This is a genomic window from Amycolatopsis sp. NPDC021455, assembly GCF_040640995.1.
Taxonomy (GTDB): Bacteria; Actinomycetota; Actinomycetes; order Mycobacteriales; family Pseudonocardiaceae; genus Amycolatopsis.
Genome location: NZ_JBFACT010000046.1, coordinates 59,036 through 74,400, shown reverse-complemented (window position 1 = coordinate 74,400; position 15,365 = coordinate 59,036). Strand labels below are relative to the sequence as shown.

Annotated in this window: 11 protein-coding genes; 3 read left to right on the top strand and 8 right to left on the bottom strand. The window is 70.3% G+C overall.

Features of this window, described 5'->3' with window-relative positions; genetic code table 11:
- Positions 1 to 168: 168 nt before the first annotated feature.
- On the top strand, positions 169 to 624 hold the full coding sequence (locus AB0G28_RS34985) for a hypothetical protein (protein ID WP_361099231.1): 456 nt from the start codon (positions 169 to 171) through the stop codon (positions 622 to 624).
- 25 nt (positions 625 to 649) lie between these two features.
- Here the strand turns inward: AB0G28_RS34985 and AB0G28_RS34980 are convergent, their stop codons facing one another.
- From AB0G28_RS34980 to AB0G28_RS34965, 4 genes are all read right to left on the bottom strand, one after another.
- Positions 650 to 1,123: a hypothetical protein gene (locus AB0G28_RS34980; RefSeq protein ID WP_361099228.1), complete on the bottom strand. Its 474-nt coding sequence runs from the start codon at positions 1,121 to 1,123 to the stop codon at positions 650 to 652.
- Positions 1,120 to 2,613 carry a tRNA (N6-isopentenyl adenosine(37)-C2)-methylthiotransferase MiaB gene (miaB, locus tag AB0G28_RS34975; RefSeq protein ID WP_361099225.1) on the bottom strand — a complete coding sequence of 498 codons (1,494 nt, stop codon included), beginning with the start codon at positions 2,611 to 2,613 and terminating at the stop codon, positions 1,120 to 1,122. Before miaB ends, AB0G28_RS34980 begins: the two co-directional genes overlap by 4 nt.
- 207 nt (positions 2,614 to 2,820) lie before the next feature.
- Complete coding sequence (locus AB0G28_RS34970; protein WP_361099222.1) at positions 2,821 to 3,828, bottom strand: Rieske 2Fe-2S domain-containing protein; 1,008 nt, start codon at positions 3,826 to 3,828, stop codon at positions 2,821 to 2,823.
- 102 nt (positions 3,829 to 3,930) lie between these two features.
- On the bottom strand, positions 3,931 to 5,046 hold the full coding sequence (locus AB0G28_RS34965; RefSeq protein ID WP_361099219.1) for an NAD(P)/FAD-dependent oxidoreductase: 1,116 nt from the start codon (positions 5,044 to 5,046) through the stop codon (positions 3,931 to 3,933).
- Between the two features lie 83 nt (positions 5,047 to 5,129).
- Here AB0G28_RS34965 and AB0G28_RS34960 point away from each other — a divergent pair, with 83 nt between their 5' ends.
- Entirely contained in the window at positions 5,130 to 5,795 is a 666-nt protein-coding gene (locus AB0G28_RS34960; protein ID WP_361099216.1) for a helix-turn-helix domain-containing protein, read from the top strand.
- An 18-nt stretch (positions 5,796 to 5,813) separates the two neighbouring features.
- On the opposite strand, the gene AB0G28_RS34955 is transcribed toward AB0G28_RS34960, so the two are convergent.
- From AB0G28_RS34955 to AB0G28_RS34940, 4 genes are all read right to left on the bottom strand, one after another.
- Positions 5,814 to 6,164 carry a hypothetical protein gene (locus AB0G28_RS34955; RefSeq protein WP_361099213.1) on the bottom strand — a complete coding sequence of 117 codons (351 nt, stop codon included), beginning with the start codon at positions 6,162 to 6,164 and terminating at the stop codon, positions 5,814 to 5,816.
- Positions 6,165 to 6,277: 113 nt separating this feature from the next.
- The gene (locus AB0G28_RS34950) at positions 6,278 to 8,032 is read right to left on the bottom strand and encodes a cellulase family glycosylhydrolase (protein ID WP_361099210.1); all 1,755 of its coding nucleotides are present in this window, start codon (positions 8,030 to 8,032) and stop codon (positions 6,278 to 6,280) included.
- A 79-nt stretch (positions 8,033 to 8,111) separates the two neighbouring features.
- Positions 8,112 to 9,548 carry an RICIN domain-containing protein gene (locus AB0G28_RS34945; protein WP_361099207.1) on the bottom strand — a complete coding sequence of 479 codons (1,437 nt, stop codon included), beginning with the start codon at positions 9,546 to 9,548 and terminating at the stop codon, positions 8,112 to 8,114.
- A 22-nt stretch (positions 9,549 to 9,570) separates the two neighbouring features.
- On the bottom strand, positions 9,571 to 10,950 hold the full coding sequence (locus AB0G28_RS34940) for a glycoside hydrolase family 43 protein (RefSeq protein WP_361099204.1): 1,380 nt from the start codon (positions 10,948 to 10,950) through the stop codon (positions 9,571 to 9,573).
- Positions 10,951 to 11,221: 271 nt separating this feature from the next.
- On the opposite strand from AB0G28_RS34940, the gene AB0G28_RS34935 reads away from it, so the two are divergent.
- A complete protein-coding gene (locus AB0G28_RS34935; protein WP_361099200.1) occupies positions 11,222 to 15,274 on the top strand; it encodes a family 43 glycosylhydrolase in 4,053 nt (1,350 codons plus the stop codon).
- Positions 15,275 to 15,365 lie beyond the last annotated feature (91 nt).

Sequence of the window (15,365 nt, the reverse complement as noted above, 5' to 3'; positions counted from 1 at the left end):
AGTCCGTGAAGGCCTCCTTACCGGCCATAAGAGCCGGTAAGGAGGCCTTCACGGCTTTACGGGGCTCGGCAAGCGGGGCCGGGCGGTATCAGCCCGAAGGGGGACGGTTGTGGCCCTGACGGGGGTTTCCGCGCGCCTTGGGCCACCGCCGGTGCTCAACTGTCGACCATGACCAGGACACCGTTCAGTGCCAGCAGGATCCTCTCCGCTCTGGCGATCACCATCGCCGTCGCCGGGCTCGCTCCGGCTCTCGCCGCGCCCGCCGGGGCCGCGCCGCTCACCTCCGCCGTCGAAGCCGGCAAGGGGAAGGTGAAGGTCGACGGCAAGCTCTCCAAGGACCACGTCAAGGTCAACGAGAAGGTCGACCTCAAGGGCAACCTGAAGGTGCTCGACGCCGCCCGCGCCGAGGACGGCACCGAGGTCCTCGAGGCCGTCATCGTGCAGCAGCTGCAGGCCGGGGCCTGGGTGAACATCGCCGACACCACCTGCCGGCCCAACGGCGGGTTCTCCCTCAGCCTGAGCTTCAGCCTCAGCGCCACCGTCTCACTGCGGCTCTACCACCCCGAGACGACGCTGTACGCCGCCGCGTACTCGGCGAGCACCCTCACCCTCCGCGTCGGCTGAGGCTGAGCCTGGTCCCCACCGGTCCTCACGACCGCGAGAAAGCCGTCCGCATCCACTGCACCGCGAGGCAGATCATCACGAGCCAGGCGATGATCAGGCCGATCCCGGGGCCGCCGCCCGCGGACCCGGGCGCGTGCGACGACTGCTGCGACCAGATCGCCAGCAGCCCGTCGACCGAGGCGAACCAGCCGCCCGCGGCGCAGACCCAGGCCAGCCACCAGCGGCGCGTCACCAGCGCGAGCGCCGAGGCGAGGATGCCGACGCCGGTCGACGTCGCCGCGAACAGCTGCGGGATGCCGCCGCCCTCGCCGGCCAGCACCTGCCAGCCCGCGTGGTCACCGACCCACGGGAGGAGCTGGCAGACCAGCAGCACGAACGTGAACACGGCGATGGTGAACCCGCGGCGGCCCAGCTCCACCGTGCGGGACGCGCGCTCGCCCACCTCGTCGATCTCGGCGGCCAGCTCGGCCACCTCGCCGTTGCCCGGGGACTCCGTCACAGCGCACACCCACTCACCGGTTCGGGCCGGGCGGCCGGGGCACCGAAGCCCGGCAGGCCCAGCGTGACGCCGCTCGTCTTCGGCCGCAGCCCGGCCTCCGCGTTGTCGCCGGCCCGCGTCCGCCGGTGCGACAGCAGCTCGCCGTCCGCCACCAGGTGGTGCGGCGCGCCGTAGGTGACGACCGTCTCGACGACGTCGCCGGGGCGGACCGAGCGGTCGACGTGGGCGCCGGTCGGCGTGAAGTGCACCAGCCGCCCGTCACGGGCCCGGCCGCTCATCCGGTGCGTCTCGGCGTCCTTGCGCCCCTCGCCCTCGGCGACGAGCAGCTCGACACGGCGGCCGACGATCTTCTTGTTCTCGTCCCAGGAGATGGCGTTCTGCAGCTCGACCAGGCGCTCGTAGCGTTCCTGGACGACCTCCTTCGGCAGCTGGCCGTCCATCGTCGCGGCCGGCGTGCCCGGGCGCTTCGAGTACTGGAAGGTGAACGCGCTGGAGAAGCGGGCCTGCGCGACGACGTCCAAGGTCGCCTGGAAGTCCTCCTCGGTCTCGCCCGGGAAGCCGACGATGATGTCGGTGGTGATCGCCGCGTCCGGCATGACCGCGCGGACCTCGTCGAGGATCTTCAGGAAGCGCGCGGAGCGGTAGGACCGCTTCATCTCGCGCAGCACCCGGTCCGAGCCCGACTGCAGGGGCATGTGCAGCTGGTGGCAGACGTTCGGCGTCTGGGCCATCGCCTCGATGACGTCGGAGGTGAACGCCGCCGGGTGCGGCGAGGTGAAGCGGACGCGCTCGAGCCCGTCGATGGTCCCGCAGGCGCGCAGCAGCTTCCCGAACGCCAGCCGATCGCCGAACTCGACGCCGTAGGAGTTCACGTTCTGGCCGAGCAGGGTGACTTCGAGCACGCCCTCGGCGACGAGCGCCTCCACCTCGGCGAGGATCTCGCCGGGCCGCCGGTCGCGTTCCTTGCCGCGCAGCGCCGGGACGATGCAGAAGGTGCAGGTGTTGTTGCACCCGACCGAAACGGACACCCAGCTCGCATAGGACGACTCGCGCCGCGCGGGCAGCGTCGAGGGGAAGGTCTCGAGCGATTCGAGGATCTCGACCTCGGCCTCGGCGTTGTGCCGGGCCCGCTCGAGCAACGTGGGCAGCGACCCGATGTTGTGGGTGCCGAACACGACATCCACCCACGGCGCCCGCTTGACGATCTCGCCACGGTCCTTCTGCGCGAGACACCCGCCGACGGCGATCTGCAGGTCGGGGTTGGCGACCTTGTCGGGCCGCAGGTGCCCGAGGGTGCCGTACAGCTTGTTGTCGGCGTTCTCCCGGACGGCGCAGGTGTTGAACACGATGAGGTCCGGCTTGGCCCCGTCCCGGACGGGGGCGTAGCCGGCGTCCTCGAGCTGCCCGGCGAGGCGCTCGGAGTCGTGCACGTTCATCTGGCAGCCGAAGGTACGGATGCTGTACGTCCTGGGCTGCTGGTTCTCGGTCATCGCCCTTCAGGGTAGCCCCCGCCTGCCGTGCACCGGCCACCACGCACCCGGCTCACGGCATTTCCGGGCGCCCGGCCCTCCCCTCGTCCGAAGCTCGATGTCCTCAGGGCGATACAACGATCCGCCTTCCGATCGAAGTTTGGTGAACAGGTCCAACGCCGATGCCGTCTGACCAGGTAGACGCCGCCCGCCCGAGGAGCTCGGCGCCTACCCCTGTCTTCGCCCCGGCCCGGCAGCCGGTCGTTCCGGGCCTGCCGTTTCCGCGTAGAACTGGGCATACCAGCGGCGCAGCGCCTTGATGCCCTTCTCGTGCGGCAGCAGGACCGGCCGGGCCTGGTGGATCTTGTGGTCCCAGATCCCGATTTCTTCGCGGACCTCGCCGAACGCCTGCGTCCGGAAGGCCAGCTTGAGGATCGGCGCGAGGAACGGCAGCCTGGCCGGTTTGCGGACGTAGTAGAGCATCCTCAGCTCGCTGGTGCGGTCGTCGATCGGGTTCGTGAGCGCGACGGCGGTCAGCGAAAGGAGGGCGCCGTGGACGCGCACCACCATGACGCCGGGGCCGTACATGAACACGTCGAAGGTGTTGTCGATGTCCCAGCGCAGGATCCGCCGCCGGATGCGGCCGCGGACCTCGGCGAACGGCCCGTCCGTGACGAGGTTCTGCACCGGGGGCTCGTGCTGCCCGTGGATGAAGTGGAAATGGGACTCGTCCACGATGTTCTCGCGCATCTCCTGGATGTGGATCCGCGCGGTGTTCACGTCGTCGATCGGACGGGCGAACCGCCGGGACGTGGTTTCCGGGATCTCCGGCACTTCCCAGCCGGGCGCTTCCGGCCCGGTATAGGCGAAGATCAGCCCGCTGTGCTCGCGGACGGGAAACCCGCCGATGGACACCTTCGGCGGCCGCGCGGCGAACGGCGCGTGCGTGCACCGGCCGTCCGCGCCGAAACGCCACCCGTGGAACGGGCACTCCACCGTCCCGTCCACCACTTTCCCGCCGGCACCCAGATGTGCGCCGTAATGCGGGCAGTAGGCGTCACGCACCGCGGGACTCCCGTCCGCCCCGCGGAACGCGATCAGGGCGCGGCCGAAGTAATGCAGCGGCACGACCTCGCCGCGCGGCAGCTGGCTGGTCCGCAGAAGCGCGTACCAGCCGTGCGGCACCGAGGACATGGGGTACTCGTCGGCGCGCGGATCACGAGGGACCGCGGCCATCCGGGCGGCATGAACCATGCCGGAGGTTAACGGCGTTTACCATTGCCCGTCGACCTTCTCCCGCCGAGATCCCAGTCACATTCGAGCACCCCGCTTCCCCTGCTACATCGCGGCGCCCTCGGCTCCGGACAGCAGGGCGACCATGCCGTGCGGCGCGTCGTCGCCGTACATGACTTCGTAGAGGTCGTCCGCCGCTTCCGCCGCCGCTCGCTCGAACATTCCCTGCTCGTACTCGCCCAGTGCCGTCTCCACGTCGCCCGGGTGCGCCGCGATGGCCCGGCCCAGTTCGGCGCCGTCCTGCATGGCCAGGTTCGCGCCTTCGCCGTTCGGGGGCATGAGGTGGGCCGCGTCGCCGAGCAGGGTCACTCCCGGTACCCGGTTCCAGCGATGGTCGGCCGGGAGCGCGCAGAGGCGGCGCAGGACCGGCGGCGTGTCGCTGTCGGTGATCAACGCCCTGAGCTCGGGCGCCCAGCCGTCGAACTCCTCGGCGACCCGGGCCGTCACGGTCTCGGCGTCGGCCCCTTCGAGCCAGTCCTGAGGCTTGAACAGCTGCGCGTACGCGTGCAGCGTCCCGTCGCCCTCCCGGTGCCCGACCATGCCCTTGCCCGGCGCGAGTGCGTAAAGCGCTCCGGCTCCGACGGCCTTCGCGGCGGCGGGATGGCGGACGTCGCCGTCGAACAGGAACGTCTCGGCGACCGTCACGCCGACGTACTCCGGGGTGGCGGCGGACAGCAGCGGACGGACCTTCGACCACGCGCCGTCCGCGCCGACCAGCAGGGTCGTGACGACCGTGGCGCCGTCGGCCAAGCTCACCTCGTGGCCGCCGCCGCCGAGGGACCGCACCCCGGTCACCTTGCGTCCCCAGTGGACGGTTCCGGGCGGCAGCGAGTCGAGCAGCAGCTGCCGCAGCTCGCCGCGCTGCACTTCGGGACGTTCACCCGTTCCGTCGTCGGGCCGGTCGAGCAGCACCGTGCCGTCGCGGTCGACGACGCGGGAGGATTCGCGGCCCGGCAGGACGAGCTTCCGGAACCCCTCGGTCAGGCCGGCCGCCTCCAGCGCGAGCTGGCCGTTCCAGGGGTGGATGTCGAGCATGCCGCCCTGGCGGCGGGCGGCCGGCGAGGCTTCCGCCTCGTAGACCTCGGCCGGGATGCCGTGCCGGTGCAGGACGCGGGCCAGGACGAGACCGCCGAGGCCGGCGCCGATGATCGTGACAGTCATGGTTTCCTCCGATTGGATTGCCGTTCCAATCACCACCGTAGCACGAGTTTGGATCGACGTTCCAACCGTGCGATGATCAGCGCATGGCGAAACGAGCCCAGCGGCGCACGGACGGGCTGTCGAAGGAAGTGATCGTGCAGGCGGCGGCCGCGATCCTGGACGACGGCGGCGAGGCCGCACTGACGTTCCGCGCCCTCACCGCCCGTCTGTCGACCGGCTACGGCGCGATCTACCACCACGTCGCCAACAAGAGCGACCTCCTCGCGGCGGCGACCGACGCCGTCATCGCCCGGGTCATGACCGACGCCGTCGCCGAGGGCGAGCCGCGGGAAGCGCTGCGCACCGTGTCACTGGGGCTGTTCGACGCGATCGACGCGCATCCCTGGGTCGGCGCCCAGCTGTCCCGGGAGCCGTGGCGGCCCGCGCTGCTGGAGATCTACGAGCGCATCGGCGGGCTGCTCGTCGCGCTCGCCGTACCCGAGCGGGCGTTGTTCGACGCCGCGGGCGCGCTCGTGAACTACGTGCTCGGCGTCGCCGGGCAGAACGCCGCCAACGCCCGGCTGCTCGCCGCCGACGAGGCGGACCGCTCGGCGTTCCTGGGCGACATCGCCGCCCATTGGGCGTCACTCGACCCGGACGAGTACCCGTTCGTCCACCAGGCCGCGACCCAGCTGCGGGAGCACGACGACCGCGAGCAGTTCCTCGCGGGCGTCGACATCTTCCTGGCCGGGATCGAGACCCTGCGCTAGCGGTCCACAGTGGACCGATCAGGACGTGAACGCGCAGCGGGTGGCCGTGACCGATCCGTCCGCCGAGACCTGGTAGCCCGGGCAGGTCGCCGTCGCGGGACCGAGCCGGACGAGCAGGACGTCCAGGCCGACCAGCCGCCACCCGTAAAGGGTGGCGATCCGGAACACGTACGGCGCACCCTGATCGGGGAAACCGGCGCAGGTGCCCGGCAGGGTGAGCGTGGTGCGGTCCAGGCCCTGGATTCCACTGGGGCAGCTCGTCGTGGTCGCGGCCAGGGCCGCCGGCACCGGCGCGACCAGGCCGAAGCAGGTCGCCAGCGCGAGCGAAGCAGCCACGGTGAAACGCCGGACCGAGCGAAATCCCGCCATTCTTCCTCCCCTGCGGCAGCGATCGCGAATGGGGCGGTGAATTCTCCGGAAATCAACCCCGCGACATTACGCTACGCCGGGCGGAATCCGAAGAAAATACGACACCCGGGCGATTACCGCGCGACCGCCGTGGGCGCCCAGGCCGCGAGTTCCGCCCGGACCGCCGCGAGCTGGGCCGCCGTCGGCGCGCTCGCCGGTTCCGCGACCAGCGCGTAGTGCAGGCCCGGGGTCGCCGGCAGGCGCAGGCGGTCGCCCACCCGGGTGGCCGAGGCCAGGTCCGTGACCACCGTCGGGGTCATCCCCGCCGGGACGTGCAGCTCGGTCGGCGCGCCCGCGTCCGTCCCCTGCCACACCAGGACGCCGTACCGGCCGGTGCCGGTCAGCGCGGCCGTCGCCGGCATCGTCGACGGGATCCGGTTCCACGTCAGCGTCTGGCTGCCGTCACGGGAGCGGTCCTCGTACGTGAACGCCAGCGTGTGGCCCGCGACCGCGGCCGGGTAGAGGCGGTCGAGCAGGCGCGCGTCCTGGCGGAGCTGGACCGTTCCGTCGTCCGCCGTGCGGGCCGACGAGAAGTCCTCGCCGTTCCAGGCGTCGCCGTCGGTCTTGACCTTGTCCGGGTTGTCGTTCATCAGCTCGTGGTGGCGGCCGCTGTAGATGTCCCACTGCCACTGCGTCGCCGAGAGCACCGGGCCCGACTGCGCCGGCCGGCCCCACCAGTTCGCGCCCGACACGCGGGAGTCCAGGGCCTGGTACATCGCTTTGTCGACCGTCGGCGTCTTGTCCGAGGTGTAGCCGGTCATCGGGTGGCCGAACTCGGTGACGATCGCCGCCGTGCCCAAGGCCGTCGCGCGGTCGCGGACCGTGCCGAAGTTCGCGCTGTACTGGCCGTCGCCCGCCTTGCCCGGCATGAACACGCCCGACTGGGCGAGCTGGTCGTAGAAGTGCGTGTTGAACACGTACCGCGGGCCCATGACGCCGGTGTCCTGGAAGCCGCCGGGGTGCAGCTGGAAGGAGATGTTGGCGTTCCAGAACATGTTCGGTTCGACGAACGCGGGCTTGTCCTGCCAGCCGGCCGAATCCATCGCGTCGCGGAAGCGCTTGAAGAACGGCCACAGCACGTTCTGCTCCCACGCCTTGCTGTCCTGGCCCGAGTCGTACCGCCCGGCGAACGGCTCGTTGTACGGGTCCATCCCCGCGATGCCCGCGAACTGGGCGGCGCTGAGGTTGCCCTTCAGATACGACATCGTCTGGACGGCCTGGCCGACGAACTCGTCCTGCACACCGCGGGCGTTGTGCCAGAAGTCCTTCGTGGCGTCCTGGACCGCGCCGTTCTGGGTGATGTTCTGCCCCCAGTGCGCGCAGATGCCGCAGCTCTCCGCCGGGTAGCCGCCCAGGTCGACGACCCACTTCGGCGCGCCGTCGCCGGTGTACCAGCTGCCGCGGTTGAACAGGTAGCGGGAGAACAGGTCCTGGTGGAAGTCCGGCAGGACGGTGAAACCCTCGTCCAGGAACGCCTTCATCTGGTCGGTCAGCGCGGCCAGGTACTGCGTGTTCACCGGCCCGCGCACCGGCTGCGTCCCGGCCCACGCGATCGGGATCCGCACCGCGTTCGCGCCGGTGAGGGCCCGCATCGCCTGGGCCGAGCGACGCGCGTCGGCCGCGTTGGCGAACGGCAGGAAACCGTTTTCCGCGAGCTTCACCTCGCCCGAGACGTTGAAGCCGCGCAAGACCACTTCGCGGCCGTACTCGTCGACGAAGGCCGAGCCGCGCACGGTCAACCGGTGCTGCGGAACGTCTTCGGCCACGGCGGAGGCGACGACGCCGGACGTCATCGCCACGGCGGTCAGCAAAGCCACGAGCATGCGCATGATGGCGGCCCCAAACATGAAGGAGTTTCGCAAAAGCTAGCGAGCCGTCCTCCGGCCGTCAAGGGCCGAAAGGAGCCGTTCAGGCCGCCCGCCGCTGCCATTGCTGGTTCGTCACACCGGTACACGGATACTGCTTGACGGCGGCACCGTCGGCCGTGGACGCGGAAACGACGTCCAGGCACTTGCCGCTGTGGCGCGCCACCCACCGGACGTACCCGCCGCTGACGGCTTGCGCCTGCCACTGCTGGTTCGTGCCGCCGTCGCACGCCCACTGAACCACCGCGGCGCCGTCCGCCGTCGAGCCGTCCGAGACGTCGAGGCACTTCCCGCTGTGCCGCGCGATCAGGTTGACGTACCCGTTGCCCAGGTCCAGCTCGCTCCACTGCTGGTTCCCGCCGTTGTTGCACGTGTACTGCGTCAGCGCCACGCCGTCGTTGCGGGACGAACTCGGGATGTCGGCGCACTTCCCGCTGTGCCGGGCGACGAGCGACTCATACGCGCTGCCGGTGCCGACGCCCGCGACCACGCCGGTGGCCGCGTCGATGCTCACCTGCGGGTACCAGCTCATCGACATCGTCGTGGCACTGGGGAAACTCAGCGGCAGCCACACGTACCGCGACTCGTTGACCGGACGCTGCCACGCACCGGCCCATCGATCGCCGAGGTAGAGATACGAGGTCGCCTGCGAGCCCTGCACGGGCAGCACGTACGCCGTCTGGCTGCCGTAACCCGTGGAGTCCCCGACGTTCGTCAACCCGCTCCACGTACCCGTGACGCTGGTGGCCGTGGCGTACTTCTGCTGGTTCGGCTGCCAGCTCGTGGCGCCCGAAGTCAGCAGGAAGTAGACGCCGTTGCGCTTGAACATCGCCGGGGCCTCGCGGTACGAGCCGGGCCACAGCGTCTGCACCAGCGCGGAAACGCCGGTGTAGTCGGCGGTGAGCCGGTAGACGTTCAGGTCGGCGTTCTCGCGGGCCGCCGACGCCATGTACGCGGTGCCGTCGTCGTCCTTGAACAGCGTGATGTCCCGCGACATGTGCACACCCAGCGGGCGGAAACTGCCGCGGTAGGAGTAGGCGCCGTCCACTGTGGACGAGGTGGCCACGGCCGCGCGGGCTTCGGCGTAGTCGTCGCCGTTCTCCTTGTGCATCCACATGACGTACTGCCCGGTCGAGCTGTTGTAGATCACCTTCGGCCGCTCGATCTTCGCCCGGCCCAGCTCGGCCGCCGACGACTGGGTCAGCACGTCGCCCCGGAACTCCCACGTCTCGAGGTCGGTCGAGCGGTAGGCCGAGACCGCGCGGAAGGTGTCGTCGGCGTTGCGGTTTTCGCCGAACCAGTAGTAGTACGCGCCCACCTTGAGCATCCCGCCGCCGTGGGCGTGCACCAGGGCGCCGGAGGTGTCGGTGAACTGGCTCCCGTTGGTCACCGTCACCGGCGCGGCCTGCGCACCGGGTGCGCCGAGCAGCACGGCGGCGAACACGAGCAAGGACAGAACCACGCCACGTCGTCGTAGCATGACGGCTCCTTCGCGAGCGATGTCAGTAGCCGACGCGGAAAGTCGCGTCCTGCTTGTCCACAGTGGACGAGGTACTGCCGAGGGGGTCGATCCGCAGTACGTAGGAGTAGTGCCGGACGTAACGATCCGGGTAGTTGTGCGAGCGGAACGACGACCAGCTCGCGTCGGCGAGCCCCGGCACCTGGTGGAAGGTGGCGTCCACCGTGAACGTCGCCGAGCCGTCGTCGGCCGCGAGGCGCAGCTGGTAATCGCTGTGCCGCAGGTACCGGCCGGGGTAGTTGACGGACTCGAACGAGACGCCGGACGCGTCCGCCAGCCCGGGCACCAGCTTCCACAGCTGGTCCTGGTACGGGTCGAACGGATACGGGTCGATGCGGCCCACGGAGTCGGCGTGCCGGACGTAGCGGTCCGGGAAGTTGTAGGACTTGAGCCGCCGCCACGCCGGCGCACCCCACTGCGCGACCAGGCCGGACAGCTCCGCGGCCGTGATCGGCGTGATCCCGGGGTGCTTGGAGTTCAGCGGCTGGGTGTACGCGCGGTCGTTCAGCAGCGTCCAGTTCCCGGCGGCCACATCGGTGGTCTCCCAGCAGAAGAACCGGCCGTTGGGGCTCCACGTGTCACCCCAGAGGTACCAGCGGTTCCCCGACAGCGCCGGGACGATCTGCGGCGCCTCCACCCCCCGCCCGGGTGAGATTCCGGTCTTGTACGTGGTGAAGCTGCCGGGCGCGAGGGAGCCGGAGCGCTGGCCGACCAGGGTGCTGTTGGTGTTGTTCTTGACGTACAGGTAGTTGACGCCGCCGATCGAAGCCATCGTCCCGTCGATCGTCGCGTGGCCGGGGTCGAAGAACACCTGCGGCGCACTGACGGTCGCGAAGTCGGTGGTGTAGTTGACCATGATGACGTCGTGGCCGCCGGAGGCCGCCGAGTAGATGATCGCGTACTGGCCGCGCGAAGAGTCCCAGAACGCCTCCGGCGCCCAGCTGTGCGTGGCCATCGAATGGAGCTTGATCCGGCGGTAGCCGGCGAACCCGCGCAGGTCCGCCGAGTCCCAGACGTGGACGTACTGGTTCTGCAGCGACCAGTCGGTGCCCTTGAGGTCGGTCGCCAGCACCACGAACCGGCCGTCCTGCTTGCGCAGCACGAACGGGTCGCGCAGCCCGCCGGTGCCCGCCGTCGGCGTCACCACCGGGTTGTTCCGGTTGAGCGGCATCCACTCGAGGCCGTCCGGGCTGACCCCCAGGTGCAGCCCGTAGTCGGCCCCCGTCATGGACGGCGACTCGGTGAAGTACGCCATGACGTACCCGCCGGGAGCGGCTTGGGCCCCGGCCACGGCCCGGCCGCCGACCACACCGGCGACCGCGGCTCCCGCCACGCCCGCCATCAGTCCCCGTCGACTGATCATCGTCCACCCATCTCGTCGTCGAGTGCCGGGCACGGCAGCCTTGTTAACGTTAACACGCCGTCGCAGTGTAAGTGACCCGCGCCACAGGGTGTCAAGGGTCCGATCGTCGGAAGGTCGGACACCACCAGGCAAAACAGCCAATTGACCCCGCGCGGAACGGGAGCTATGTTAGCGCTCACTTCGCGCCCGGCGGCCCATTCGCAGGTTCCGGAAACTCCCCGCGCGATGTCCTCTTCCCGCGCCGTCGGCGCCCACCTCCTGGAGAGCCGGTATGCCCGTTCGACTCTCGGCGACGACGTCGTCGCCGAAGTTCTTCCGGCGGTCCCGCCCGCTGACCGCGATCCTCGCCACCCTCGCCGTGGCCGCCGCGTCCACGACCGTCTGGGCCACCTCCGGCCACGCGGCCACCCTGGACGAAGGCCTGGTCGTCCGCTACGACCTGACCGGCGGCTCCGGCACGACCGTGCCCGACGCGTCGGGCCACGGCCGCACCGCCACCGTCAGCGGTGACACGACGTGGCAGGGCGACGAGGGGCTGCGGCTGGGCGGCACGAACGGGCACGTCCGGCTGCCCGACAACCTCATGCGGGATCTCACGGACATCACGGTTTCGGTTCAAGTGAACGTCGCGACCGACCAGGGCACGCCGTATTTCCTGTGGGGCCTCGGCAACACCGACGGCGGCGGCACCGGGAACGGCTACCTGTTCACCACGGGCGACTCCTTCCGCGCCTCGATCGCCTCCGGCAACTGGTCCACCGAACAGACGGCGGACGCGGGCCGCAACCTCGCCCGCGGCAGCTGGCGCACGGTCACCTACGCCCTCGGCGGCGGGACCGCGGTCCTGTACGAAGACGGGATCGAGGTCGCCCGCAAGACCGGCGTCACGATCACGCCCGGCTCGATCGGCGGCGGCACCACGACCGCCGACTACCTGGGCCGCTCGGTCTACTCGGGCGACAAGTACCTCAAGGGCAACGTCCGCGACTTCCGCGTCTACGACCGCGCGGTGACCGCCGACGAAGCCCGTGCTCTCGGCGAGCGCACCGCCTCCGGGCGCGCCGCGGCCGACGCGGCCGCCCTCGACCTCGGCGACACCTCGGCCGTCACCGACAACCTGACCCTGCCCAGGACCGGGGCCGGCGGTTCGGCGATCACCTGGTCGTCGAGCAACCCGGCCGTCGTGTCGGCGACGGGTGTCGTGACGCGTCCCGCGCCGGGCGCCGGCGACGCGAAGGTCACCCTGACGGCGGCCGTCTCCTACGCCGGCCAGACCGCGAGCCGGTCCTTCACCGTCACGGTGCCGCAGGACATCACCGACCGGCAGAAGGTCGACAACGCGCTCAAGGACATCGTGCTCCCCGACCAGGACGCGATCCGCGGCAACATCACCCTGCCGGTCAAGGGCGCCCGCGACGTCACGCTGACCTGGCGCAGCCAGGACCCCCGCGTCGTCACCGCCACCGGCGAGGTGACCCGGCCCGCGGCCGGAGCGCGGCCGGCCAAGGCGCGTCTCACGGTCCGCGCGACGAAGGGCTACGCGACGGCGGAACGCTCCTTCACGCTCACCGTCCTGCCGCTGCCGAAGAAGGAAGCGCTCGAGGGGTACATGTTCGCCTACTTCACCGGGGAGGCGACGCAGGACACCGAGCAGATCCACTTCGCGGCCAGCCGCGGCAACGACCCGCTGCACTGGGACGAGCTCAACGGCGGCCGTCCCGTCCTGCGCTCGAACTACGGCGAGACCGGCGTCCGCGACCCGTTCATCGTCCGCAGCCCCGAAGGCGACCGGTTCTACATCGTCGCCACCGATCTGCAGATCAACGACGGCCGCGGCTGGGACCAGGCGCAGCGGCACGGCAGCCAGTACCTGGAGATCTGGGAGTCGACCGACCTGGTGACCTGGTCGAACCAGCGGCACGTCCGGGTCTCCGACGACACCGCCGGCATGACGTGGGCGCCCGAGGCGACCTACGACCCGACGATCGGCGCCTACGTCGTCTACTGGGCCACCAGCCCCTATGCCCCCACGGACGTCGACCACACCGGCTCGACCTACCCACGGATGATGTACGCGACCACCCGCGACTTCCGGACCTTCAGCAAGCCACAGGTGTGGAACGACCCCGGGGCCGGCGTCATCGACTCCACCGTCCTCAAGGACGGCGACTACTACTACCGGCTGACCACCGACGGCAAGGTGATCGGGTCCTGCGAGCGCGACATCGTGCTCGAGCGGTCGAAGAACCTGCGCGCGGTCGACCTCCCGACGACGAAGCCGCGCAACTGGGAGCTCGTCTCCGACTGCATCCGGACCAAGCTCGGCACCGACTGGGTCGAGGGCCCGACGATGTTCAAGGCCAACGACAGCAACAAGATCTACGCCTTCATGGACGAGACGCCGCGCCGCGGTTACGTCCCCTTCGTCACCGACTCCCTCGCCAAGCCGAACTGGTCGATCCCGGCCGAGTACCAGCTCCCGAAGAGCCCGCGCCACGGCACCGTGCTGCCGGTGACGAAGGCCGAACTGGCGCGGCTGCGGCAGGGCCCGCCGCCGGTGACCGCCGACGGCAAGGGCGTCGTCGCCGACTACGACCTCACGGCGGCGGGCCGGGGCGACACCGTCACCGACGTCTCCGGGAACCGGCGGGACGCCACGATGCACGGCGGTGTCACGCGCTCGGCGGACGGGCTTTCCTTCGCGGGCAAGGACGGATACGTCGCTCTGCCGAACAACCTGATGAGCGGCCTGAGCGGGATCACGGTGTCCGCGCAGGTGTGGGTCGACCCCGGCCAGCAGACGCCGTACTTCCTGTGGAACCTGGGCAACAGCACGGACAACGCCGGTGACGGCTACCTCTTCGCGACCGGGGACACCTACCGGGCGGCGATCGCGTCCGGCAACTGGTCGACCGAGCAGAACGCCGACAGCAAGCGGGCACTGAGCCGGGGTGCGTGGCACACGCTGACGTACACGCTGGCGAACGGGACGGCACGGCTCTACGACAACGGCGTCGAAGTGTCCCATGTGGACGGTGTCACCACGAAACCCGGCGACCTCGGCGCGGGCATCACGACGTCGAACTACCTGGGCCGGTCGGCCTACGGCGCCGACAAGTACTTCCAGGGCAAGATGCGGCGGTTCACCGTGTGGAACCGGGGGCTGACCGCCAAGGAGGTGCTCGGCGCGCCGGGCAACGAGACGGCCGTCGGTTCGGTGACTCTCGACTCGCTCAAGGTGCCGGCGATCATCGACAGCGCGAAGGGCACGATCGTCCTGCCGGTGAAGCCGGGCACGGACGTGCGGCGGCTGGCGCCGGTACTGCAGGTGGCCGACGGCACGCAGGTGTTCCCCCACAACGGTTCCCGGCAGGACTTCACCGGCCCGGTGGGCTACTCGGTCGTCGGCGCCGGCTGGCAGCGGCGCACGTGGACGGTCAGCGCGGTCGTGATGAACAGCCCGGTCCTGCCCGGCTTCAACGCGGACCCGAACATCGTCCGCTTCGGCGACACGTACTACATCTACGCCACGACCGACGGCTTCCCCGGCTGGTCGGGCACGACGTTCGACGCGTGGTCGAGCAAGGACCTCGTCACCTGGACCCGGCACCCGAAGATCCTCGACCTCGGCCCGGACGTGTCCTGGGCGGACAGCCGGGCCTGGGCGCCGACCATCACGCGGAAGAACGGGAAGTACTACTTCTACTTCTGCGCGGACGCCAAGATCGGCGTCGCGGTGTCCGACTCCCCCACCGGTCCGTTCACGGACGCGCTGGGCAAGCCGCTGATCGCGGCGAACCCGAACGGCGGCCAGGCCATCGACCCGGCGGTGTTCACCGACGACGACGGGCAGACGTACCTGTACTGGGGCAACGGCAACGCCTACGTCGTGCCCCTGAACGCCGACCTGACGTCGTACGACCCGGCGAAGATCAAGCAGCTCACCGGGCTGGACGGGTTCCGCGAAGGGCTCTTCATGACCAAGCGGGCCGGCACGTACCACCTGACGTGGTCGATCGACGACACGGGCAGCGAGAACTACCGTGTCGGCTACGCGACGGCCACGAGCCCGCTGGGCGACGGGCTGGTCAACCGGGGCGTCATCCTGGAGAAGGACCCGTCGCTCGGCATCCTCGGCACCGGTCACCACAGCATCGTGCAGGTGCCGGGGAAGGACGAGTGGTACATCGCCTACCACCGGTTCGCCATCCCCGGTGGCGACGGGACCCACCGCGAAGTGACCATCGACCGGCTGCGGTTCACCCCGGACGGCACCATCGCCAAGGTGGTCCCGACGCTGGGGAGCGTCCGGCCCCTGAAGTGACGGCCCACCCTGCTGGGGGAAATCGAGTCGATCAAGCGAACCGGATTCGCTTTTCGGCCGTATCCCCCAGCAGGACGGTGGATCACGCGGA

Coding starts and splice junctions, on each gene's coding strand:
- AB0G28_RS34985 (WP_361099231.1), top strand. CDS start 169: ATGACCAGGACACCGTTCAGTGCCAGCAGGATCCTCTCCGCTCTGGCG.
- miaB (WP_361099225.1), bottom strand. CDS start 2,613: ATGACCGAGAACCAGCAGCCCAGGACGTACAGCATCCGTACCTTCGGC.
- AB0G28_RS34970 (WP_361099222.1), bottom strand. CDS start 3,828: ATGGCCGCGGTCCCTCGTGATCCGCGCGCCGACGAGTACCCCATGTCC.
- AB0G28_RS34965 (WP_361099219.1), bottom strand. CDS start 5,046: ATGACTGTCACGATCATCGGCGCCGGCCTCGGCGGTCTCGTCCTGGCC.
- AB0G28_RS34960 (WP_361099216.1), top strand. CDS start 5,130: ATGGCGAAACGAGCCCAGCGGCGCACGGACGGGCTGTCGAAGGAAGTG.
- AB0G28_RS34955 (WP_361099213.1), bottom strand. CDS start 6,164: ATGGCGGGATTTCGCTCGGTCCGGCGTTTCACCGTGGCTGCTTCGCTC.
- AB0G28_RS34950 (WP_361099210.1), bottom strand. CDS start 8,032: ATGCGCATGCTCGTGGCTTTGCTGACCGCCGTGGCGATGACGTCCGGC.
- AB0G28_RS34945 (WP_361099207.1), bottom strand. CDS start 9,548: ATGCTACGACGACGTGGCGTGGTTCTGTCCTTGCTCGTGTTCGCCGCC.
- AB0G28_RS34940 (WP_361099204.1), bottom strand. CDS start 10,950: ATGATCAGTCGACGGGGACTGATGGCGGGCGTGGCGGGAGCCGCGGTC.
- AB0G28_RS34935 (WP_361099200.1), top strand. CDS start 11,222: ATGCCCGTTCGACTCTCGGCGACGACGTCGTCGCCGAAGTTCTTCCGG.